This window comes from Gilliamella sp. B2785 (genome assembly GCF_026537005.1).
GTDB lineage: Bacteria > Pseudomonadota > Gammaproteobacteria > Enterobacterales > Orbaceae > Gilliamella > Gilliamella apicola_E.
Map to the genome: position 1 here is coordinate 131,582 of NZ_JAFNNC010000002.1, position 23,467 is coordinate 155,048.

22 protein-coding genes are annotated in these 23,467 nt (G+C 34.9%); 10 read left to right on the forward strand and 12 right to left on the reverse strand.

Annotated features, from left to right (window positions below; translation table 11 throughout):
* The first annotated feature begins 25 nt into the window (after positions 1 to 25).
* The 4 genes from pheA (at position 26) to J3U24_RS02910 (ending at position 4,647) form a co-directional block, all read left to right on the forward strand.
* The gene (pheA, locus tag J3U24_RS02895) at positions 26 to 1,177 is read left to right on the forward strand and encodes a bifunctional chorismate mutase/prephenate dehydratase (protein ID WP_065562227.1); all 1,152 of its coding nucleotides are present in this window, start codon (positions 26 to 28) and stop codon (positions 1,175 to 1,177) included.
* Positions 1,177 to 2,211, forward strand: coding sequence for an A/G-specific adenine glycosylase (gene mutY / locus J3U24_RS02900; RefSeq protein ID WP_065562228.1), 1,035 nt, complete (start codon positions 1,177 to 1,179; stop codon positions 2,209 to 2,211). The genes pheA and mutY overlap by 1 nt, the downstream gene beginning before the upstream one ends.
* A gap of 74 nt (positions 2,212 to 2,285) precedes the next feature.
* Positions 2,286 to 3,470 carry an MFS transporter gene (locus tag J3U24_RS02905; protein WP_267336759.1) on the forward strand — a complete coding sequence of 395 codons (1,185 nt, stop codon included), beginning with the start codon at positions 2,286 to 2,288 and terminating at the stop codon, positions 3,468 to 3,470.
* A 136-nt stretch (positions 3,471 to 3,606) separates the two neighbouring features.
* Positions 3,607 to 4,647, forward strand: coding sequence for an NADH:flavin oxidoreductase/NADH oxidase (locus J3U24_RS02910; RefSeq protein WP_267336758.1), 1,041 nt, complete (start codon positions 3,607 to 3,609; stop codon positions 4,645 to 4,647).
* A gap of 45 nt (positions 4,648 to 4,692) precedes the next feature.
* On the opposite strand, the gene J3U24_RS02915 is transcribed toward J3U24_RS02910, so the two are convergent.
* A complete protein-coding gene (locus J3U24_RS02915; RefSeq protein ID WP_267336757.1) occupies positions 4,693 to 5,877 on the reverse strand; it encodes an FAD-dependent monooxygenase in 1,185 nt (394 codons plus the stop codon).
* Between the two features lie 14 nt (positions 5,878 to 5,891).
* Positions 5,892 to 6,062: a Sec-independent protein translocase subunit TatA gene (gene tatA / locus J3U24_RS02920; protein ID WP_141673909.1), complete on the reverse strand. Its 171-nt coding sequence runs from the start codon at positions 6,060 to 6,062 to the stop codon at positions 5,892 to 5,894.
* Between the two features lie 646 nt (positions 6,063 to 6,708).
* On the opposite strand from tatA, the gene J3U24_RS02925 reads away from it, so the two are divergent.
* Together J3U24_RS02925 and J3U24_RS02930 are read left to right on the forward strand one after the other, a co-directional pair.
* Positions 6,709 to 7,398 (forward strand): LexA family transcriptional regulator, encoded by a 690-nt coding sequence (locus J3U24_RS02925; RefSeq protein WP_065562232.1) that lies wholly within the window; start codon positions 6,709 to 6,711, stop codon positions 7,396 to 7,398.
* Between the two features lie 245 nt (positions 7,399 to 7,643).
* Positions 7,644 to 9,479 (forward strand): ABC transporter ATP-binding protein, encoded by a 1,836-nt coding sequence (locus J3U24_RS02930; RefSeq protein WP_065734275.1) that lies wholly within the window; start codon positions 7,644 to 7,646, stop codon positions 9,477 to 9,479.
* Positions 9,480 to 9,544: 65 nt separating this feature from the next.
* Here J3U24_RS02930 and dacB read toward each other — a convergent pair whose 3' ends face one another.
* Positions 9,545 to 10,978 (reverse strand): serine-type D-Ala-D-Ala carboxypeptidase, encoded by a 1,434-nt coding sequence (gene dacB, locus J3U24_RS02935; RefSeq protein ID WP_065734274.1) that lies wholly within the window; start codon positions 10,976 to 10,978, stop codon positions 9,545 to 9,547.
* Positions 10,979 to 11,150: 172 nt separating this feature from the next.
* On the opposite strand from dacB, the gene J3U24_RS02940 reads away from it, so the two are divergent.
* On the forward strand, positions 11,151 to 12,167 hold the full coding sequence (locus tag J3U24_RS02940; protein WP_267336756.1) for a TerC/Alx family metal homeostasis membrane protein: 1,017 nt from the start codon (positions 11,151 to 11,153) through the stop codon (positions 12,165 to 12,167).
* A 54-nt stretch (positions 12,168 to 12,221) separates the two neighbouring features.
* Here the strand turns inward: J3U24_RS02940 and cycA are convergent, their stop codons facing one another.
* A complete protein-coding gene (cycA, locus tag J3U24_RS02945; RefSeq protein WP_267331218.1) occupies positions 12,222 to 13,595 on the reverse strand; it encodes a D-serine/D-alanine/glycine transporter in 1,374 nt (457 codons plus the stop codon).
* Between the two features lie 198 nt (positions 13,596 to 13,793).
* On the opposite strand from cycA, the gene mltA reads away from it, so the two are divergent.
* The 3 genes from mltA to asmA all read left to right on the forward strand — a co-directional run bounded on the left by mltA (position 13,794) and on the right by asmA (position 17,419).
* The gene (gene mltA, locus J3U24_RS02950; protein ID WP_065734271.1) at positions 13,794 to 14,867 is read left to right on the forward strand and encodes a murein transglycosylase A; all 1,074 of its coding nucleotides are present in this window, start codon (positions 13,794 to 13,796) and stop codon (positions 14,865 to 14,867) included.
* A gap of 69 nt (positions 14,868 to 14,936) precedes the next feature.
* Positions 14,937 to 15,518: a dCTP deaminase gene (gene dcd / locus J3U24_RS02955; RefSeq protein ID WP_065562238.1), complete on the forward strand. Its 582-nt coding sequence runs from the start codon at positions 14,937 to 14,939 to the stop codon at positions 15,516 to 15,518.
* A 32-nt stretch (positions 15,519 to 15,550) separates the two neighbouring features.
* Complete coding sequence (gene asmA, locus J3U24_RS02960) at positions 15,551 to 17,419, forward strand: outer membrane assembly protein AsmA (protein ID WP_267336755.1); 1,869 nt, start codon at positions 15,551 to 15,553, stop codon at positions 17,417 to 17,419.
* An 80-nt stretch (positions 17,420 to 17,499) separates the two neighbouring features.
* Here asmA and hslU read toward each other — a convergent pair whose 3' ends face one another.
* The 8 genes from hslU to cydB all read right to left on the reverse strand — a co-directional run bounded on the left by hslU (position 17,500) and on the right by cydB (position 23,463).
* Complete coding sequence (gene hslU, locus J3U24_RS02965; RefSeq protein ID WP_065734269.1) at positions 17,500 to 18,828, reverse strand: HslU--HslV peptidase ATPase subunit; 1,329 nt, start codon at positions 18,826 to 18,828, stop codon at positions 17,500 to 17,502.
* A 28-nt stretch (positions 18,829 to 18,856) separates the two neighbouring features.
* Positions 18,857 to 19,384: an ATP-dependent protease subunit HslV gene (gene hslV / locus J3U24_RS02970; protein WP_065562241.1), complete on the reverse strand. Its 528-nt coding sequence runs from the start codon at positions 19,382 to 19,384 to the stop codon at positions 18,857 to 18,859.
* 165 nt (positions 19,385 to 19,549) lie between these two features.
* Positions 19,550 to 20,521, reverse strand: coding sequence for a cell envelope integrity protein TolA (tolA, locus tag J3U24_RS02975; protein WP_267336754.1), 972 nt, complete (start codon positions 20,519 to 20,521; stop codon positions 19,550 to 19,552).
* A gap of 26 nt (positions 20,522 to 20,547) precedes the next feature.
* Positions 20,548 to 20,967 (reverse strand): colicin uptake protein TolR, encoded by a 420-nt coding sequence (gene tolR / locus J3U24_RS02980; RefSeq protein WP_086364301.1) that lies wholly within the window; start codon positions 20,965 to 20,967, stop codon positions 20,548 to 20,550.
* A gap of 2 nt (positions 20,968 to 20,969) precedes the next feature.
* Entirely contained in the window at positions 20,970 to 21,650 is a 681-nt protein-coding gene (tolQ, locus tag J3U24_RS02985; RefSeq protein WP_065734266.1) for a protein TolQ, read from the reverse strand.
* Complete coding sequence (ybgC, locus tag J3U24_RS02990) at positions 21,651 to 22,046, reverse strand: tol-pal system-associated acyl-CoA thioesterase (RefSeq protein WP_065734265.1); 396 nt, start codon at positions 22,044 to 22,046, stop codon at positions 21,651 to 21,653.
* A gap of 166 nt (positions 22,047 to 22,212) precedes the next feature.
* A complete protein-coding gene (gene cydX, locus J3U24_RS02995) occupies positions 22,213 to 22,317 on the reverse strand; it encodes a cytochrome bd-I oxidase subunit CydX (protein WP_065562246.1) in 105 nt (34 codons plus the stop codon).
* Positions 22,318 to 22,326: 9 nt separating this feature from the next.
* Complete coding sequence (cydB, locus tag J3U24_RS03000; protein ID WP_065562247.1) at positions 22,327 to 23,463, reverse strand: cytochrome d ubiquinol oxidase subunit II; 1,137 nt, start codon at positions 23,461 to 23,463, stop codon at positions 22,327 to 22,329.
* Positions 23,464 to 23,467 lie beyond the last annotated feature (4 nt).

Below are 23,467 nucleotides of genomic sequence, written 5' to 3' on the forward strand. Positions count from 1 at the left end.
TCTAATTTTTAATCTATTAATGAATATGACAACCAGTCCTTTATTGCCTTTACGAAACAAAATTAACCAACTTGATCAAAAATTAATTGAAATCATTGCTGAAAGACGCCAAATTTCAGCCGAAGTTATCCAGGCTAAAATAAAAGCAAATATCCCTGTGCGTGATTTAGATCGTGAACGTTCATTGATTAAGGCATTAATCGAACAAGGTAAACAATATCATCTTGATGACCTATTAATTAAGCGTTTATACCAAATTATTATTGAAGATTCGGTTCTACTACAACAGAAGTTTTTACAAGAAAAACTCAACCAAGGCGTTATCTCATCAGCTAAAATTGCTTTCTTAGGACCAAAAGGTTCATATTCACATTCAGCAACTCGCCGTTATGCTAGCGCCCATTTTGATCAATTGACTGAATCAAGTTGTAATACATTTAAAGATGTTTTTGAAAAGATTGAATCAAAAGTTGTTGATTATGGAATTGTACCGATAGAAAACTCGAGTTCGGGATCTATTAATGAAGTGTATGATTTGTTACAAAAAACCAATTTACATATTATTGGTGAACTATCCTTAATGATTGATCACTGCATTTTAGCTCTTCCTAACACTAAACTTGAGCAAATAGATACTATTTATAGCCACCCGCAACCATTCCAACAATGTAGTAATTTCTTAGAAAAGTATCCTCATTGGAAAATTGTTTATTGTGATAGTACTTCGTCAGCAATGGAAACCGTAGCTAAATTAAATCAACCAAACATTGCAGCTATGGGAAATAAAGACGGTGGTGAATTATATGGCTTACAAGTTCTGGAGCACAATTTTGCTAATCAAAAAGAAAATATCACCCGCTTTATTGTGTTATCGCGTGAATCGATTGAAGTTTCCGATCAAATTCCGGCCAAAACTACAATCTTGATGAAAACGGGCCAACAAGCTGGGGCTTTGGTAGATGCTTTATCCGTATTACGTAATCATAATATTGTTATGACAAAACTTGAATCACGCCCTATCCATGGCACATCTTGGGAAGAGATGTTTTATATTGATTTACAAGGTAATATTAACGATTACGAAATGCAGATCGCACTTAAAGAATTAGCTTCCATCACTTTATATACTAAAGTGCTTGGTTGTTATCCTAGTGATTCTATTACCGCTGTTATGTAATGACTAACTTAAGTTTTTCAAATGCCGTACTCAACTGGTATGAACAGTACGGCAGAAAATCATTACCATGGCAAATTGAAAAAAGCCCTTATCATGTTTGGTTGTCAGAGGTTATGCTGCAGCAAACACAAGTTGCAACTGTTATTCCATACTTTAAGCGCTTTATTAAACAGTTTCCTAAAATTACCGATTTAGCGAAGGCTCCAATTGACGATATCTTACATCTTTGGACTGGACTTGGTTATTATGCACGTGCTCGTAATTTACATAAAGCAGCACAAGTTATAGCTGACAAGTTTGGGGGGAAATTTCCAACCAAATTTGAGGATGTTATCGCCTTACCAGGCGTTGGGCGCTCAACCGCTGGGGCTATCCTATCTCTATCACAAAATCAACATTATCCAATATTAGATGGTAACGTAAAACGGGTTTTAACCCGAACTTTTGCTATAGACGGATGGCCTGGTAATAAAAATGTCGAAAATCAACTTTGGCAATTAAGTGAGCAAGTCACGCCTAAAAATGAAGTTGCTAAATTTAATCAAGCCATGATGGATATTGGTGCAATGGTTTGTACTCGTTCTAAACCCAAATGCACTTTATGCCCTTTACATCAATTATGTATTGCTTATAAGACCGACAGTTGGCAACAATATCCAACTAAAAAACCTAAAAAGACTATTCCTGAAAAAACCGCCTACTTTTTAATGCTTGAACATGACAACATGATTTGGCTTGAAAAAAGACCGCCTGCTGGTATTTGGGGCGGATTATATTGTTTACCACAATTTGCAAGCGAGCAAGCATTAACTGACTGGCTAGACAGCCATGGTATTAAAACTAGCAAACCCAAACAGTTAATTGCATTTCGACATACTTTTAGCCATTTTCATTTAGATATTGTGCCTATTTACTGTGAGATCAAAGGCAATACTAAATGTCTAGATGAATCGAATGGTTATTGGTATAAACTAAAATCGGAAAATGCAAAAATTGGCTTAGCAACACCTATTTATAATCTATTAAATCAATAATCAACACAATCTATCAGTATCTAACAACCTTTTGATATATAATTACACATTATTTATTTTCTAAATTGTTTATTATGAATAGCAAACAAGCTCAAGGGCTATCTGCATGGTTAGTATTCCTAATGGCATTTGCCATTGGCGTCGCAGTAGCAAGTAATTATTATGCGCAACCACTATTACACTCGATAACCAATGATTTACATATTGCAATTAAACATGCAGGTTTTATCATTATGGCTGCACAATTTAGTTATGCTGTTGGCTTGCTGTTCATTACCCCACTGGGTGACAAAATAGAACGTAAACGATTAATATTGACCTTGATGATATTATCAACCTGTGGGCTAATTATTAGTGCAACTTCACAAAACTTATGGTTACTTATGCTTGGTACGGCTATGACAGGTCTATTTTCAACCGTAGCCCAAGTATTAATTCCATTTGCCGCAACACTATCACGACCAGAGCATCGAGGTAAAATTGTCGGTACATTGATGAGTGGTATGTTGCTAGGTATATTATTAGGTCGTGCATTCGCTGGTTTTGTTTCTTCGATGACAGATTGGCATTATGTTTATTGGATTGCCGCGTCAGTAATGATCATTGTTACTTTGCTACTTTGGTTATCATTACCAACTTATAATAACACCATCAGTATTAACTATTTTCAACTGTTATTATCAATTGGCTCACTATATAAACAAGAACCTGTTTTACGAATTCGCTCATTGTTGGCAGTTATTTCCTTTGCGTTATTTTCACTGTTATGGACGCCACTTGCCTTTTTATTAAGTAATAAACCTTACTATTATTCTGATTTTATAATCGGTTTATTCGGCCTAGCCGGTGCCGCTGGTGCACTAGGTTCACCTATCGTTGGCAAATTATCAGACAAAGGAAAAGGCTTTTTAGCCACGACCATTGGCCTAATATTACTACTCGCTTCATGGGTACCACTTTCTGTTGCTGAATATTCACTTTTAGCCTTAATTATTGGGGTAGTATTGCTGGATTTTGCTGTTCAAGTTACTCATGTATCAAACATGAACGCCATTTATCAAATTCGACCAGAAGCACGTAGCCGTATGAACACTGGTTATATGGTAAGTTATTTTATCGGAGGCATGTTGGGTTCTATCGCTTCTACTTATTTGTATAGCAACTATGGTTGGATCGCGATAATTATTGCTGGAACTGTTTTAGGATTATTGGGTTTATTATGTTGGCTCTACTATCTTAAATCAGTTCGCAAACCATAAACGATTTAATTGCAAAAAAAGTTGAGGAACGGGGTTTTTTAACGTTTATTTGCTCTAATATTCCGTTTTTAAACACTATATACTATTCGTCAGTTAACTTAAACATTTACACCATTAATAAAAACAGGAGCCATCCATGGCTAAAATAGCCTATATTAATACGCCATTTAAAGTAAAAAATTTATCACTCAAAAATCGTATTGTTATGCCGCCGATGTGTCAATATCAAGCAAAAGACGGATTGGCTAATGATTGGCACTTTGTTCATTATGTTTCACGAGCGGTTGGTGGCGTGGGTTTAATAATTTTAGAAATGACCAATATTGCTCCAAATGGTCGAATATCGCCAAATTGCTTAGGTCTATGGAATGACGAGCAACGCGATCAGCTTAAACGTATCGTTGATGCGGTTCATGCTCAAGAAGGAAAAATCGCTATTCAAATTGCCCATGCAGGACGTAAAGCTTTGGGTGAGTCTGACGTCGTATCCTGTTCTCCTATCCGCTATGATGGGAACGTCGAAGCGAATCCAAAATGGCAATATCAAATGCCAAGAGAATTAACCAAAAGTGAAATTGCTGATATTATCGAAAAATTTAAACAATCAACCAAACGTGCGGTTGAAGCAGGTTTTGACGCAATTGAAATACACGGCGCACATGGTTATTTAATCCATCAATTCAGCTCATCAAAAACGAATATTAGAACGGACGAATATGGTAAGGATAAATTATTATTTGGTGAACAAGTAATTAAAGCAGCAAAATCAATGATGCCAAAAGATATGCCACTAATTGTTCGGTTTTCGGCTCAAGAATACGGTACTAATGGTTACGATATTAATTATGGTTGCCAAATTGCTAAACGTTTTGCACAAGCAGGTGCAGATGTTTTAGATGTGAGTGGCGGTGGTGATGGTCAGTTAGATCCAAAGCGTACGCCTCTATTTCATGCTGGATACCAGGTTTATTTAGCGCATGCTATTAGGAAGGTCACTAATTTGCCAATTATTGCTGTTGGTATGCTTGAAGACCCTTATCTTGCTGATTATGTATTAAGTACTGGCGATGCTGATTTAGTTGCAATTGGTCGAGGTTTATTGAAAGATCCTTACTGGCCGCTAAGAATTCCAGCATCTCCATTTATCCCAACATCTTATCAAGTAGCTTTTAAATAAACTAATGATAATCCTGTAGTGTTAGCTACAGGATTAATTTACAAACTAAATTTTCATGGCATATTTGATGAGACGTTTCTTTATTGGCGAAAAGTTATCAATTGCGTTCATCCCAACTGTTCTCACCATTTTTTTAAAAGCATTATCGCCATTAAACATATCTTGAATAGTTCGCATTGCGGTTAACATGACTAAAGCATCTTTACGGCGAGTGAATTGGAATGATTTTAAGTTTTCTACTAAACCAATATCTTTATGTTCATCAATAAGTTTATTAATGGTTGCCACCAATAATGCAGAATCTTCAAATCCTAAATTAACTCCTTGACCAGCCAATGGATGAATAGTATGGGCAGCATCACCAATTAGCACTAATCGATGTTTAATAAATTGTTTTGCAAACCGAGCTTTTAATGGAAACACCATTCTTGGATTGACCAACTGACATTGTCCTACTTTATCACCGCTTAATTTAAACAGCTCTTGGCAAAACTCAGATTCAGTTAACGAAGTTAAAATAGCTGCTTGCTCTGGTTTAGTTGACCATACTAAACAACTGTAATTGGGTTGCCAAAGTGGTAAAAATGCTACAATACCATTAGGGTAAAAAATCTGCCTAGCACATGCTTGGTGAGGATATTGTGTTTCAACAGTTGTAATCACTGCATGATGAAGGTAATCACGCTCAAACACAGAAATTTTTTCCTGTCTGCGCAGCCAAGAGTGTGCGCCATCAGCACCTATAATCAGTTTTGCTTGTAACCGAGTATTATCCGAAAGCGTTAAAAAAGCATAATCTTCATTATAGCTATTGTCTATAGCGGCCAAATTGAAAATAGTGATATTTGAATTTGCTTGAGCATGTTGATACAGGTAGTAAGAAATTAAATTATTTTCGATGATATACCCAAGATTTGGATAACCATAATCTTTAGCATGTGCAGTAAGATGCGCTAAACCGTTTTTTTCCCAAACTCCGATCTCGCTAAAAGCATGAACACGTTCGCTCGCACATAAATCGCTCCAAATACCAATTTGAGAAAAATATTGCTGACTTGCGCCATTAATTGCAGAAGCTCTAATTCCTATTTCGTCAAAAGCAAAATTTTGATTATCATTAACGTTAACATCAACAATAGCTACAGTTAAATTAGATTGGCTAAGAGCACATGCAGTTGCTAAACCAACCAATCCACCACCAACGATGGCCACATCAAATTGCGTTTTCATATCAATAAATAGGGTTATTTCTTATCAAGCTTATTATCATCTTCAACATCATCATTCATCGCTTTTTTAAAACCTTTCAATGCTGAACCAAGATCAGAACCTAAATTACGTAACTTCTTTGTTCCGAAAATGAGAACCACCACGGCAAGAAAAACTAATAGATGTGGAATGCTAAATGACATAATTAAAACCTCATTTAAAAATGTATCGCTATTTGAACAAGTTAAACGAACAAATAGATTATTAAATATTGGAATTGATTATACTCTTTTTATGATGGGATTTCATGACAAGTTAATTTAGATAAAAAAAGACCCGCATAAAATATACGGGCCAACATGAAATATAAGGAATATAAGGAAAGAAAACAATGAAAAATCCTTACGCTGCTTATTATCCACTTTTTTTCTTTTTAGTCAACGTTTTTATTTGCCTTTCAGCAAATGTAGCAGTTTTAGCTAAAAAATGACTTTAACCATTATAAATCAATAGATTAAAATAACACCTAACATATAAATAAGAATAATATATATTTGATAAATATCAATTACGCATTAAAAAAAACTTAATATCTATAAAACTACTTGAAATTTCAACGGAAAAACAAAGACAATAAAACGGAAAAAAAAGCCATACTTCTTATTATAACACTCGCTGTTTTTTTATTTTTATGCGAGAAAAGAATATTTTTCCATAATATAAAACGCGTTTAAACAAAAAATCGCATTAAAACTTAATAAAATTAAGAAGATTGATTCAAATTCATATGTAAAACTCATAAAAAATACAATATAATTATCAAACGGATGAAAAAATAAAAACGAAATAAGTATGATTAAAAATAAAAATGTAAAAACTTTTAAAGATAGGCTACATTCGTCAATGCAAGGATTATCTGTTTCATCCTTTGCAAAAAAATGTGATATGTCAGAAACGGTAATACGAGATTATTTGTCTGGAAAAACCTACCCTTCACTAACTCGTTTAGAAGTAATTGCTGAAAAATGTAATGTTTCATTCAACTGGTTAGCTACCGGTTATAAATTGGAAGTGTTGGATCCTAAAGACGATGATAATAACGAAGTTTATAATGAAAATATCTATCGTATCCCGGTTTATAAAAAACAATTACCAACTAAAGAAGAGGCGCAAAATCAACGTTACGTACGTGAAACGCCACCAGTAATGAATTATCCTATTGTTGAAGGTTGGGCTTCTCATCGTGGTTTAGATATCAAAAAACTTATAATCTATTGGGCGAAAGGTGATTTAATGGCACCTGAAATCGAAAATAATAATGGATTAATTATTAATACAGAAATAAACGAAATAATCGATGGCGCAATTTATTTAATTGAATACGAGAATTTCACTCTACTAAGAAAAATTCGCCTATCACTCGGAAATTGGATTTTGATTTGTAATAATCATCAATACCCAACGATTGAGGTTCCTAAAGCTCATTTCGAAAAATATAATATTGTCGGACGCGTTGTACAAATTATTAAAGATGTTTTTTAAGACAATTATTAGTAATCTAGTACTTTTCACTATATAATTTCCCATGAGGAAAGCTCAAAAACCCCTTTCCTCAACTTTTTTTAATTTTTATTAATGTTAGTTTAATAGGTATTGGAGTGATGTCTCTTTTAATTTAAAAATATCATATTTCGCTTATAGCACTTAGCATTTGGTAATAAAACCCTCACTTTTTTAGATCATTGGTAAACCTATCAATGAATAACCTTTTAACTAATAGGTCTAATATGTATCGATTTTTTGAAAAATTGGTATCACCTTATCCACAAGATGAACCACAGCCGATGGCTAAAAGTTTTTTTAGTTTTATTTGGCAATCGACGAAAGGCACACGTTCTTTCCTTCTATTATTAATCATACTGAGTTCATTAGCTGGCGCTTTTGAAGCCTTTTTATATGCTGCACTCGGTAAAGTTGTTGACTGGCTGGCAGCTGTTTCACCAAGTCAATTTTGGCAGCAGGAAAAATCAACCTTAATTGTATTTACGATTATTATATTAGCTAGCACGATCATTATTGCCTTACAAACCATCATTAAACATCAATGTTTGGCGGGAAACTTTCCAATGCGACTGCGTTGGAATCTACATCGATTAGTGCTAAATCAAAGTATGCGCTTTTTCCAAGATGAATTTGCCGGCCGTATATCAGCAAAAGTGATGCAAACCGCACTTGCGGTTAGGGATACCTGTTTTTTGGTTGCTGATATCTTTATCTATGTTTTGATTTCGTTTATTACTATGGCAACAATCATAGGTCAGTTAGATCTTTGGTTATTAGTACCGTTTATGGTTTGGTGTTTTGTTTATGGCATTGCAATGTATTACTTTATTCCACGACTAAGTAAAGTGGCAAGTATGCAAGCAGATGCACGTTCTACCATGACAGGCCGAGTGACTGATGCTTACACGAATATTATGACAGTTAAACTGTTTTCTCATGCAGGCAATGAAGCAAAATATGCACAAGAGTCGATGGACGAATTTTTAGTTACCGTTAATAAACAAATGCGTTTAGTTAGTAGTTTTGAAATTGTTAATCATTTATTGTCTATTTTCCTCGTTCTTGGTACTACTGGCTTATCATTATGGCTATGGACTAATGATTTAATTGGTGTTGGAGCTATCGCCACTACAACCGCTGTCGCACTTAGATTGAACGGCTTTTCACATTGGATTATGTGGGAAATGGCAGCATTATTTGAAAATATCGGCGTGGTTAAAGATGGTATGAATACGTTTTCTGTTGCTAAAACTGTTGTCGATGAACCTGATGCACCAACTCTTAAGGTGACTGATGGTAAAATCGAATTTAAAAATATTAATTTTAGTTACGATGCAAAATTAAACAATGCCATTATCGACAACTTAAATTTAACCATTAAACCAGGTGAAAAGATCGGTTTAGTTGGCAGATCAGGGGCGGGTAAATCCACTTTAATCAATTTATTGTTGCGATTTTATGATTTACAAAATGGTCATATTTTTATTGATAATCAAGACATCACCAAAGTCAATCAAGAAAGCTTACGCGCTCAAATTGGTATGGTTACCCAAGATACTTCACTATTACACCGATCAGTAAGAGATAACTTATTATACGGTAATAACCATGCCACAGAACAAGAGATGATAATCGCAGCTAAAAAAGCTCATGCCGATAGTTTTATTGAAACCTTAGTAGATGCTAATGGAAGAACTGGATATGATGCTTTTGTTGGTGAACGTGGGGTTAAATTGTCCGGAGGACAACGCCAACGTATCGCTATTGCTCGAGTTATTTTAAAAAATGCACCAATTCTATTGTTAGATGAGGCAACTAGTGCGCTTGATTCTGAAATTGAACAAGCTATTCAAGAAAGCTTATATACGTTAATGGAAGGTAAAACGGTTATTGCTATTGCCCATCGATTATCTACAATCGCGGCGATGGATCGATTAATCGTTTTAGATCAAGGAAAAATCATCGAACAAGGAACACATCAAGAGTTGCTTAGTAAAGATGGACTTTATGCTCAACTTTGGAAGCATCAAAGTGGTGGTTTTTTAGCTGAAAATTTTTAACTTAAAATTTAGGGCGATGAGTAAATAACATCGCCCCAAAATCTTAATTCTCAAATTAGTCAAATCTAATTAATGAAATTTTTATAAAACTCAGATTCAAACTTCATAACTGCTCCGTTTTTAGGTTCCCCTTTACTATCAGCCCGATACCCTGATAATAATTGAACAAAAGCGACATAACGTCCGTCTGATTTTTGAATAAATCCGGCTAAATTATAACTACCTTGAATATAGCCTGTTTTAGCCATAACTACATCTTTAAATGGTGCTTGACTGAAGCTTTTACGGTTTTGCAACGTTCCATCAACACCCGCAATTGGTAATTTTTCAATAAAAGCGAGTTGATTGTTATGTGCTGAAATATACTGCAACACTTCCATTAGTTTGTTGGCGCTAACTAGATTAAGACGAGATAAACCAGAGCCATCGGCAATCACTAAGTTTTCTAAGTCAATACCCGCTTTTTTGCGAAGGATTTGTTTAACCGCATCACCACCATTACGCCATGTTCCTGCAGTATTATAATAGCGTGCGCCAAGTGTTCTAAAAATGGTGTCAGCATACAAATTATTTGATTTTTTGAGCATAACCGTTATTAACTCAGAAAGCGGTGCTGATTGACTTGATGTTAATAACGTTAAGGAACCAGTGGATTTTTGTTTTCTTTCAAAAACACGTCCACCATAAGTTATTTTTTGTTGTTTTAATTCATTTTTTAAAACAGTCGAAAAATATTCGGTTGGATCCATTACTGCAAATTTTAATGGTGTTTTATCCGCATTAGAAGCGATGCATCCAGATAAATAGTAGCGATTTTTATCAGCATTAACATCAAGCTCACAATATTTATCATGTGCGTCTTTACTACTAGCGGAAATCGTTCTGACATCACCTGAAACCATAACTGGAATATTAGATGAAACAGAAACTGATGCTTTACCACCTACTTTACCCGGAGTAATTGTTGCATAAAAGCAGTTATCATCAATTGTTGCAGCTGATGCAGGGGCATTGTAACAAGCGGTTAAATTATTCCATGACCACCCTTCTGCTTTATCATGACTAGCAAAAATTGAAGTGTCTAAAATAACATTACCTGAAATTTTTTCTACACCCTTTTGACGAAGGGCGCTAATCATATTTTTTAATCTTTCTCGACTAAAAGTGGGATCACCACTCAATTTGATAATCAGATCACCATTGAGTTGTTTATTACTAACTGAACCATTCGCGTACATTCCAGTAACAAACCGAAAGTCATTACCCAGTTCAAGCTGTGCAGCTAGTGCAGTTATTACTTTTTGCGTACTAGCTGGCTGTTTAAATTGATCACTTTTGTATTTGGCTAATGTTTTAGGATTGCCATCAACAGTTTGCACTAAAATTGATAAATCACTCCCTTTGGGTAATGATGATATATATGGTTCAACCGATTGTGCTTGCAATAAGCTTGAATAAAAAGCAACGATAAATAGAAAAGATACCCTTATATTTGTCATGAATGTATGCTCAAAAAATTTATTAAATATATTAGTGTGGAAACAAATATATCTTTTTTTGATAAGCCTATCAATATATACTCAGTCTCTTTAAAAATAATGTTCTAAATACCATTATATTTTATATTTTTGAATTTAATCCAAGAGATAATTTAATATAGGTAACAAGGCTATGATTCATCATTCATTAGGTTTTCCAATCGAAACTGTACTGATGTTCGTCATTTTGGCTTTAACTGCGATTATAATTGATTTATATGCTCACCATAACGATAAACCCATTAGCCTAACTAGCGCAATATTATGGTCTTTATTCTGGGTTGCTGTTGCATTAGGTTTTGCACTTTATCTTTATCTTCACCATGGAAGTGAGATAGCAAGTTTATTTATCACAGGTTATGTGCTTGAAAAAGCGCTTTCGGTAGATAACTTATTCGTTATTATGGCGCTGTTTTCATGGTTTGCTATCCCTAACAATTATCGACATCGATTACTTTATTGGGGCGTAATTGGTGCGATTATTTTCCGAGCTATTTTTGTTGTAATAGGTACGGGTTTATTATCGTTAGGTCCTTGGATGGAATTGTTCTTTTCAGTAGTGGTTGCTTTAACTGGATTTATGATGCTGAAAAACCAAGGTCAAGATGAAAAAATAAAAGATTATTCAGAACATTTTGCTTATCGTATTGCTAAACGTATTTTCCCTTCTTACCCTAAGATAGTTGGTCATCACTTTTTATTAACCCGAAAACAACTAAACGCGGAGTTAACGAAGCCAGAAAATAGCGACCTAATTCATAAAATGCCAAAAAGTGCCTTATATGCAACACCACTATTTTTATGTGTTGTGGTGATTGAGTTGAGTGATGTTATGTTTGCATTTGATTCTGTTCCCTCAGTAATCGCAGTCAGCCAAGAACCACTGGTTGTTTATAGTGCAATGATTTTCGCTATTTTAGGGTTACGGACTATGTATTTTGTTTTAGAAGCAATGCAACAATATCTTGTTCATTTAGGCAAAGCTGTAGTCTGCCTACTATTTTTTATCGCAGCAAAACTGGCTTTAAATGCTAGCGACCATCTATTTAATTATGGTATTAACATAAGCCCTACTCTCAGCCTTTATATAGTATTAGGCATTTTATCTTTAGGTATTGTTGCAAGTTTTATTTGGCCAAATAAATCCTAAAAAATAATAAGGGAATGGATAATCGGCAGTAAACCTGCCGATTAAAGATGAGAGCTATTGGCGTGTTGATGAACGAATAAAGTAACTCACACCTAAAATAATAAACCATAGTGGGGTCGCGATCAGCGCTTGGCGAGTATCAGCTTCAAATGTCAATAACACAATCACAAAAGCAAAAAACGCTAAACAAACATAACACATAAAAATTCCACCAGGCATTTTAAATTGTGATTCTTGATGCAAATTGGCTTTTTTACGGCGATAAGCAATATAGGAAATCAATATCAACGACCAAATAAACATAAATAAAATGGCAGAAATAGTCGTTACAATAGTGAATGCTTCCATCACATTTGGTACTAAATAAATCAGTACTACCCCACCGAACAAGCAGGTACATGAAAATAACAAACCATTAGCGGGGACTGAACGTCTTGATAATTTACCAAATGGTTCTGGTGCATCTTGTTTTTTAGCAAGACCAAACAACATTCGACTGGTTGAGTAAATACCACTATTGGCTGAAGAAGCCGCCGAAGTTAATACCACAAAATTGATAATACTTGCCGCAGCAGGTAAGCCAATCAAGGTAAATAGTTCAACAAATGGGCTTTTATTGGGTGAAATAAACTGCCAAGGTGTTACACTCATGATAATAATCAAGGCAAAAACATAGAAAAAGATAATTCGTGCTGGCACTGAATTAATTGCCCGTGGTAAATTTTTATTTGGATCTAGTGTTTCAGCCGCTGTAGTTCCAACAAGCTCAATACCAACAAAGGCAAAAATTGCAATTTGGAAACCAGCAAAAAATCCCATCGTACCATGGGGAAAGAAACCACCATACTCCCAAAGATTAGAAAACGCAGCCGTAGTATTGGTTTGTTCTGAATGATAAGCCGTGAAGACTAAAACAAGTCCAATAGCTATCAAGGCTAAAATGGCCACTATTTTGATCATAGAAAACCAAAACTCAGTTTCACCAAACATCCTAACAGTTAACAAATTCAAAGTTAAAAGCACAATAACTGTAAGTAGCATTGGGATCCATGCTTGTAGTTCTGGAAACCAGTGTTGAGCGTATCCTGCGATAGCAACAACATCTGCAATTCCGGTAATTACCCAACAAAACCAATAAGTCCAACCAGTAAAAAAACCAGCCCAAGGACCCAATAAATCGTTAGCAAAATCACTGAATGATTTATAATTTAGGTTGGATAATAAAATTTCTCCCATTGCCCGCATAACAAAAAATAAAACAAACCCAATAATCATGTACACAAAAACAATAGATGGTCCGGCAAGGCTGATTGTCTTCCCAGAACCCATAAATAATCCCGTACCAATTGCACCACTTATTGCTATTAGTTGAATATGTCTACTGGAGAGATTTCGTTTAAGATCATTATTTGAAGACGTACTGTTCATCGTATCGATTACCTGTCGTTTTTACAATTTTCGTTTTTTTATAAGAAGTAAAGGACTATAAAGTCTACAGCGCTAAATCGCAAGCTCAATCACATGAAAAATTTTTATAGCAATATCATAATTATTGGTAGTTTCTTATAATAGAATTGTGTAGCATAACCAACCATATCATTTAACTTATTACAATAAATTATCAAGATGAAAGAAAACAAATTTCACATTTATCTATTATGTTTAGCATTTATCATGTCACTACTTGCTGGCTGCCAGAGTGATCCTAATTCATCAAGTAAACAATTTAAAGACGGTAAACTACCACATGATTTAAATGCCAGTCGTCCGCATTTAGCTGTGCCTGTAAATATCTCTGACTATACGATTCAAATTGAAAAAATAAAAACAACGTCGCCTTCTTTGTATCGTAAAAATGAACATATTTATAAAGCCGTTGATGCTTGGATTAATCGCTCATTGGGCTCAGCAGAATTCCATAAAGTGGGTCTAAAAAGTTATGAAATGGCTGGTAAAGATGGATATGGTAATGTACATCTAACCGGTTATTACACTCCGGTTATTAAGGCTAGATACCAACCAACTGGTGAATTTAAATATCCAATTTATAGAATGCCAACCCAATCTAAAGGGCAGTTACCAAGTCGAGAACAGATCTACAATGGCGCATTAGCTGGAAAAGGACTGGAGATCGCTTATAGTAATTCATTAATGGACAATTTCATAATGGAAGTTCAAGGAAGTGCCTATATCGATTTTGAAGATGGTAATCCGCTTGTTTTCTTCTGTTATGGTGGAAAAAATGGCCATGGCTATTCAAGTATAGGACGCTTATTGGTTGAATCAGGAGAGATCGCTAAAGAAGATATGTCTATTCAATCCATAAGAGATTGGGCAAAAAGTAAGAGTGAAAAGAAAGTCAAAGAGCTATTAATCCAAAACCGATCATTTGTGTTTTTTAAACCGCAATATAACGCCGAAGTAAAAGGTGCAGCAGCAGTACCTTTAGTTGCCAATGCAGCAGTGGCATCAGATAAAACATTAGTCCCAACCGGTTCAGTTGTATTAGTTGATGTACCACTGCTTGATAATGATGGTCAATATCGTGGAAGGCGCGAAGTTCGTTTAATGGTTGCGCTTGATGTTGGCGGGGCAATTAAAGGCCATCACTTTGATCTTTATCTAGGTATTGGAAACAAAGCAGGTAAACAAGCAGGTTATTACAATCATTTTGGTCGAGCTTGGGTGATACAACCTTAACCAACCAACATCGACGCCATCAAAAGAACCTGCTAGAATAAGATAAAAAGCAGACTTTAAGGATAACTTATGAGATTATGTGACCGTGATATTGAAGCATATTTAGATAGTGGTAAATTAAAAATCACGCCACAACCTGCATCAAGTTGTATTAATGGAGCAACAGTAGATGTTCGATTAGGTAATCAATTTCGTACTTTCAGAGAGCATACAACACCTTATATTGATTTAAGTGGACCTAAAGAAGAAGTTGCAGCCGTTCTAGATCGCGTTATGAGCGAAGAGATGATATTAGCTGAAGGTGAAGCATTTTATTTACATCCAGGCGAACTTGCTTTAGCAGTGACACTCGAATCAGTTACGATTCCTGATGATTTGGTTGGCTGGTTAGATGGCCGTTCATCATTAGCTCGCTTAGGACTTATGGTACATGTTACTGCTCATCGTATCGATCCAGGCTGGCATGGACAAATTGTTTTAGAATTTTACAACTCAGGAAAGATACCAGTAGCACTTAGACCTGGTATGACTATTGGTGCATTAAGTTTTGAAACACTTAGTGGACCAGCTTCTAGACCATATAATCGCAGACAAGATGCAAAGTATAAAGACCAACATGGCGCTGTCGCCAGTCGTATTGATAAAGACTAATACAGTTCATAACCTTAATAAAGGACATTAATATGATAAAAAAAATATTGGTTACGCTATTTATCTTAATTTTGGTCATTGTTATCAGTATCGCTTCCCTTATTATATTTGTTGATCCTAATAATTTTCGTGGTTACATCTCACAAACAGTGAAAGACAAAACAGGGTATGAACTGACTATAGAGGGCAATCTACGTTGGCATATCTGGCCTCAAGTTAGTATTTTAACTGATTCGGTTAAATTATCCGATAGCGGTGCAACAAAACCTCTTTTAACCGCTGACAACATGAGGCTTGATGTTGAGCTTCTTCCTTTGTTTTCAAAAAATTTAGCGATTAAAAATGTATTTATTAAATCAGCAACAATCAATATTACGGATGAAAGCAAAGGTGAAAATGCTAAAAATAGCACTCAAGCCATTTCTTCAGAAAAACAACCATCTGAAGATAAAAAAAATCCATCTGATTGGAAGTTCAGTTTAAATAAGTTTGAAATAGCGGATAGTACAATTGCATTTCAGCATAATCGTGATTTGATAAATTTTAGAAATATTAATCTGTTATTAGAAAAAAATAACGATAAAAACCTTTCTCTTGAACTCAATGGGAATATCGATAAAAACCAGCAAGACTTATATTATTCATTAAACGCCAATATTGATTTAGCCCAATTCCCTGAAAAAGCAGTTATTGATTTAAAAAAATTGGATTACACGTTTAACGGCATAGTCAATTCAGAAAAAGAGATAAAAGGTAATGTAACTGGCGTATTTAATTATCAAAAAGCACCAATGCAATTGGATAGCCAAGATTTGGTTTTTTCAATTAACGATAATGATTTTACAAGTAAGATCAATGTCCGTTTTGATAACAAACCGGTGATCGATTTCCAATTAAATTCAAATAAATTTGATTTAACACCTTTCATCCAAAAAAATGAAAATTCAACGAAAAGTACTAACGTTCAACAAACTTCGCCAGTTGTATCGAATGTTTCCAAAAATGATAATGAATTAAGTATGCTTAATTCATTTGATGGAAAAGCAAAAATAAATATCAAAGAAGTCAAAGCGGATAAAATTGCATTAGGTAATTTGAATGTTGAAATTGACAATCAAGATGGTATAGCAAACTTAAAAAATCTAACTTTCAATTTTGCAAATGGGCAAATTGCTGCCAACGGCACCGCTAATGGTAAACAAAAAAACCCACAAGTTAAATTGAATACTAAAGTTAGCAATATCAATTTAAGCTCATTTTTTACGCAAATGAATATGGCTTATGATCTTGATGGTATATTCAATGCTTCTGGAGTATTAGAAGCCAATACATTATCAACAACAAAATTATTAGAGAACATTAAAGGTAATGCTAATATCGTCATTACTAATGCTAAACTAAATAATATTAACATCCAAAGCATCATCGAAAATGCCGCCGCGAAATATAGCAATGGTAATATAAGTTCTGAAAATCATAAAAAATATACTGAGTTTCATAAAATCACAACCAATGCTTATATAAATCAAGGTAACATTGATCTTAATTCACTCAATGCAAACTCTGAAACATTAAATGTGATAGATAGTTCAGGAAGAGTGGGAATGGTTAATCGTGATTTAGATGTTAATCTAAATATAAAAATATTAGGTGGTTGGAATAGTAAAAGTGAAACTATTGCAAAACTACAAAAAGTGACTATACCACTACGTATATATGGTCAATTTTCTAATTTACACTATCAACTAGATATTGCCAAAATAGTATCTGATGTGCTTAGTGATAAATTACAACAACGTTTAGATAAGCTACGTGATAAATTAGAAAACAATGGTTCCAGAGATAAAGATAAATCTAGACAAAAAGCAGTTGATATTTTAGGTGAATTTATTAAGAAATAAATATTTGATGAAATAATGATAATAGATATAAAAAAGGTGAGCTAAATAACTCACCTTTTTTATTCAATTAATCTACTTGATTATAAAATGAATTTGCTTAAATCTTCATCAGCAACAAGTTTATCCAGATGATCGCTGACATATTTAGCATCAATTGTAATGGTTTGACCACCCAACTCACTGGCTTCGAAAGAAACCTCTTCCATCAAACGTTCAAGCACAGTATGCAAACGGCGAGCACCGATATTCTCATTTTGTTCATTAACTTGCCAAGCAGATTCAGCAATTTTACGAATCCCATCTGGTGTAAAATCAATATTAACACCTTCTGTTGCCATTAATGCTTTATATTGCACTGTTAACGACGCATTAGGTTCCGTTAAAATACGCTCAAAATCTTCACTAGTTAATGCTTGTAATTCAACGCGAATTGGTAAACGTCCTTGCAGCTCAGGAATCAAATCTGAAGGACTCGCAGTTTGGAACGCACCTGATGCGATAAACAAAATATGATCAGTTTTTACTGAACCATGTTTAGTTGAAACAGTACAACCTTCAACAAGTGGTAGTAAATCACGCTGAACACCTTCACGTGAAACATCAGGCCCAGATGAATTACCACGCTTACACACCTTATCGATCTCATCGATAAACACAATACCATTTTGCTCGACAGCTTCAATGGCTTCGTGTTTAAGATCATCGGGATTAACCAATTTAGCAGCTTCTTCTTCAATTAGCTGTTTCAAGGCATCTTTGATCTTCATTTTACGAGCTTTGGTTTTTTGACCACCTAAATTTTGAAACATTGACTGAAGTTGGTTGGTCATCTCTTCCATACCTGGCGGTGCCATAATTTCAACACCAATATTAACGCCAGCTATTTCAATCTCAATTTCCTTATCATCAAGAGCGCCTTCACGTAATTTTTTTCTAAATGCTTGTCTAGCAGTTGAATCATTATTGTTTTCAACTTGCCCCCAACCATCTTTTGCTGGCGGTACTAGCACATCTAAAATACGTTCTTCAGCTAATTCTTCTGCTCTATTACGATTTCGTTCAATTGCTTCTTGACGAATCATCTTAACAGCAGAATCGGTAAGATCACGAATGATTGAGTCAACTTCTTTACCTACATAACCAACTTCCGTAAATTTTGTGGCCTCTACTTTGATAAATGGAGCATGTGCAAGTTTAGCTAATCGTCTTGCGATTTCTGTTTTACCTACCCCTGTTGGGCCTATCATAAGAATATTTTTTGGGGTAACTTCATGACGTAATGCTTCATCAAGTTGCATACGACGCCAGCGATTACGTAAAGCAATAGCAACAGAACGTTTTGCTTTATCTTGTCCAATAATATGTTGGTTTAATTCGCTTACAATTTCGCGAGGAGTCATTTCAGACATAATAATATTTCTCTTAAATCAGTTTTAATTAGTAATTAAGCTCTTCAATAGTTTGGAAGTTATTGGTGTAAACACAAATGTCACCAGCTATTGATAGCGATTTTTGTACAATATCATGCGCAGATAATGAAGTATTATCTAATAAAGCTCTTGCAGCAGCTTGAGCATAAGGTCCACCAGATCCAATCGCAATCAGATCATCTTCTGGTTGAATAACATCCCCTGTACCAGTAATAATTAATGATGCGGTTTCATCAGCTACAGCAAGTAATGCTTCTAACTTACGCAACATCCTATCGGTTCGCCAATCTTTGGCTAGTTCAACTGCCGCTTTAGTTAAATGGCCTTGATGCATTTCTAATTTACGTTCAAATAATTCAAATAATGTAAAAGCATCTGCTGTACCTCCAGCAAATCCTGCTATCACTTTATTATTGTATAAACGGCGAACTTTTCGAGCATTACCTTTCATAATAATTCGTTCACCTAATGTAACTTGCCCATCGCCGCCAATAACGACTTGACCTTCACGACGGACACTGACAATTGTTGTCATATTCTGCTCCTTCTCTTACTAAAACACTTAATTCGGAATGAATAGAGAATATATTGGGATGATTAATAAATTTTCAACATCTGATTATTAAAATGCGAAATATTTATTTATTAATAGATGAAATGGTTAAATATCGTATTAAGATTTAAGCAGTTCAGATCTTACTTATTTGGGTTGGAAATCAATAGTCATTGTTTTAACTTCATTGTATAACTTACTAGAAGGTTTTGGTATAACCGCTAATTTAGTAGCTGCTAATGCTTCTCGACATAAATCAGCATCACCGCCTTTTGAGGTTACATTCAGCAATAATCCATCAGGTGCTATCTGGATTTGCAATGTACAAGTTTTTCCTCGATAAAGATTTTGCGGATTAATAAACTTATTACTAATTGCATTTTGTACTAACGATCTATATTTATTTAATTCGCCATCTGAGACACCTTTACGACTAGCTGCACCACCGGAAACATCAGGAGAGCCTGATGTAAGACCACCTAAGAGCTCATTAAGCGCTTTATCCTTTTTTGCTTGCTCAGCCCTTTTTGCAGCTGCGGCCTTCTCGGCGGCAGCTTTTTCTGCAGCGGCCTTTTCTGCAGCAGCTTTCTCAGCAGCAGCCTTTTCTGCAGCGGCTTTTTCTGCAGCGGCTTTCTCAGCAGCAGCTTTTTCAGCAGCAGCTTTTTCTGCAGCGGCTTTCTCAGCAGCAGCCTTTTCAGCAGCAGCTTTTTCTGCAGCGGCTTTTTCTGCAGCGGCTTTCTCAGCAGCAGCCTTTTCAGCAGCGGCTTTCTCAGCAGCAGCCTTTTCAGCAGCGGCTTTCTCAGCAGCAGCTTTTTCGGCAGCAGCTTTTTCGGCTTCGGCTTTTTCGGCTAATTCTTTAACTTGTTTGTCTAATTGCTCTTGACGCTGTTGATTTGCTTTTTCCTGATTAACTTGCGCCTGCAATTGTCTTTGATATTGTTCGGTCATAACTGACGGATCAATCATGATTGCGTCAATAGAATTACCATTAATACTACCGTAATTTTCTCCATTATCATCAGGAATAAATTGATATCCTAAAACAATAATCAATATACCATGTAAAATAATGGATATGATAACTGGTAGACTTAGTTTTGATCTTAACTTGTTAGACATTGCTGACATTTTTTATAATTATTAATTTAAATTGGTTGAGTCATCAAACCGACCGATTTAACACCCGCAGATTGAAGCAAATTCAAAGCTTTTATAATTTCTTCGTAAGGAACTTGTTTAGCTCCACCGACTAAAAACACTGCTTTATCATTCAATGACATTTGCTGTTTAACTTCTGCAACAATTTGCTCTTGAGGTATATTCGATTGTCGATTTTGATCAATAATTATTGCATAAACACCAACTCCGGAAACCTCAATAATAATAGGTTTATTATCGGAAGGTGAAACAGTTTTTGACTCTGTCGCTTCAGGCAGATCAACTTCAACACTTTGACTAATAATTGGGGCTGTCGCCATAAAAATCAATACTAATACAAGCAATACGTCAAGTAACGGTACAATATTGATTTCTGATTTGGTTGAATAGCGTGAACGTCTACTCATAATTATTTCCTAACAGCTACTGCTTGACGTTGTAAAATTGTAGAAAACTCATCAATGAAGTTCAAATAGTTTTGTTCCATTCGACTTACACTTAATGATAATCGATTATATGCTAATACAGCTGGAATCGCCGCAAACAAACCAATAGCTGTTGCAATTAACGCTTCCGCAATACCTGGTGCAACCATTTGTAATGTAGCTTGCTTAACTGCGCCAAGTGAAATAAAGGCATGCATAATACCCCACACAGTACCAAAAAGACCAATATATGGACTGATTGAACCGACTGTTCCTAAGAATGGGATATGCAATTCTAAGTTATCTAATTCACGATTCATTGCTAAACGCATTGAACGAGATGCGCCATCTAATGCAGCTTCTGGCATATTTGGATTAATTTGATATAAACGAGAAAATTCTTTAAATCCCGAATAGAAAATATGTTCTGTGCCACAGATCTCTTCTTTATTGAATTTTGCTTTATCAAAGAGCACATTTAAGTCTTCGGCAGACCAAAAACTATCGTCAAACTGTTCGACTTGTTTTTTTGCTTTGCTTAAAATTTTGCTACGTTGGAAAATGATAGCCCAAGACATTACCGAAAATGCTAATAACAATAACATAACACCTTGTACTAAAAGTCCAGCTTGTAAAAATAGATCAATAATATTGAGATTATCCACTTAAATTAACTCCAAAACTAATAACTTGGGAAGCGCACACGGCTTCATTTTAGTCATATTGACACAAGCAATAACGACATCAGCGCTGCTGATAATTTGCTTATTCTGGTTTAAAATTGTCTGTTTAAAAATAATAGACGCCTTACGAATTTGCTCAACCTTAGTGCTGATAGTTAGCATGTCATCTAAACGGGCTGGAAAATCGTAGCTAATATCCATCTTTTTGACAACAAATGCAATACCTTCCTGTAATAACTTTTGCTGACTAATATCAAGATGTCTTAGCATTTCCGTTCTAGCTCGTTCAAAGAAGGCTAGATACCTAGCATGATAAACTACTCCGCCAGCATCTGTGTCTTCATAATAGACTCTTGCATTCCAATTGAATTGTTTCATATTTTATAATTTGAACAAAAAATTTGCGTCATTATATATGATTATAAAATTCGCTGCACTATGATATAAAAATAGTTAAATGAAAACAATTATCATTTGTTAATTATTTGTCTAATATACAGCCCTATAACTAAAAAGGTGGCAATTTGCCACCTTTTTATCTATTTTATGACTCTTTAGTTTCTTTATCGTTATTTTCAAGCCAAAGTCCTGTAACAACTGCAAGCATACAAGCTGCAATTAATCCTGCTAACCATAAAAAGTAATACATAATAAATCCTTAATAAAGTGAATGTTTATTATTTTCAATATGATTTTTATCTAAACGGCCAAACATCTTAATGTAACACCATGTGGTATAGAACAGAATGAGTGGTACAAAGATTAGTGCTACACCAAACATGATATTAAGTGTTAATTGGCTAGAAGATGCGTCCCAAATTGTCAAACTCGCATTTGGCATAATGCTTGAAGGAATGATGAATGGGAATGTCGCAATACCATATGTCAGTAATACACAAGCAATGGTTAGTGCAGAAGATAAAAACACTAATCCATTTTTATTTAAACTAGAAAATAAAATAGTAAATAAAGGTAATAAAACACCTAAAGCTGGTACAACCCATAATATTGGATAGTTCATGTAATTTTTTAACCATGAAACATCTGTCGAAACAGTTTTGCTCAATGGGTTTGAAACACCATTAGGATCTATAGCGCTAGTTACCTCATAACCATGAATACCGAAGGCAACCCAAACTCCAGCTAATACAAATGCAATTAACATAATTAAACTAGCTATTTGAGTTGCTTTTCTTGCTCTTAAATAAAGTTCACCAGAAGTTTTCATTTGCAACCAAGCACCACCATGAGCAACGATTAACATTAAACTCACAACACCTGCTAATATTGCAAATGGGTTAAGTAAACCAAAAAATGACCCATCATAAAAAGAGCGATAACTATTATCAAATCTAAATGGAACACCTTCTAACAAGTTTCCGAATGCAACACCGAAAACAAGAGCAGGAACAAAGCTACCTAAAAAGATTGCGATATCCCACATATTACGCCATTTAGAATTTTCTAATTTACTACGATAATCAAACCCAATTGGTCTAAAAAACAGTGCACATAACACCAAAATCATCGCAATATAAAATCCGGAAAAAGATACCGCATAAGCCATAGGCCAAGCAGCAAAAATACCTGCACCACCAGTAATTAACCAAACTTGGTTACCATCCCAGTGTGGTGCTATTGCATTTATCATAATACGGCGTTCAGTATCAGTTTTGCCAATAAATGGTAGTAAGATACCAACACCCATATCAAAACCATCGGTGACAACAAAAGCGATTAACACAACGCTAATCAGCACCCACCAGGTGACTCTTACAATTTCATAATCAATCATTGTA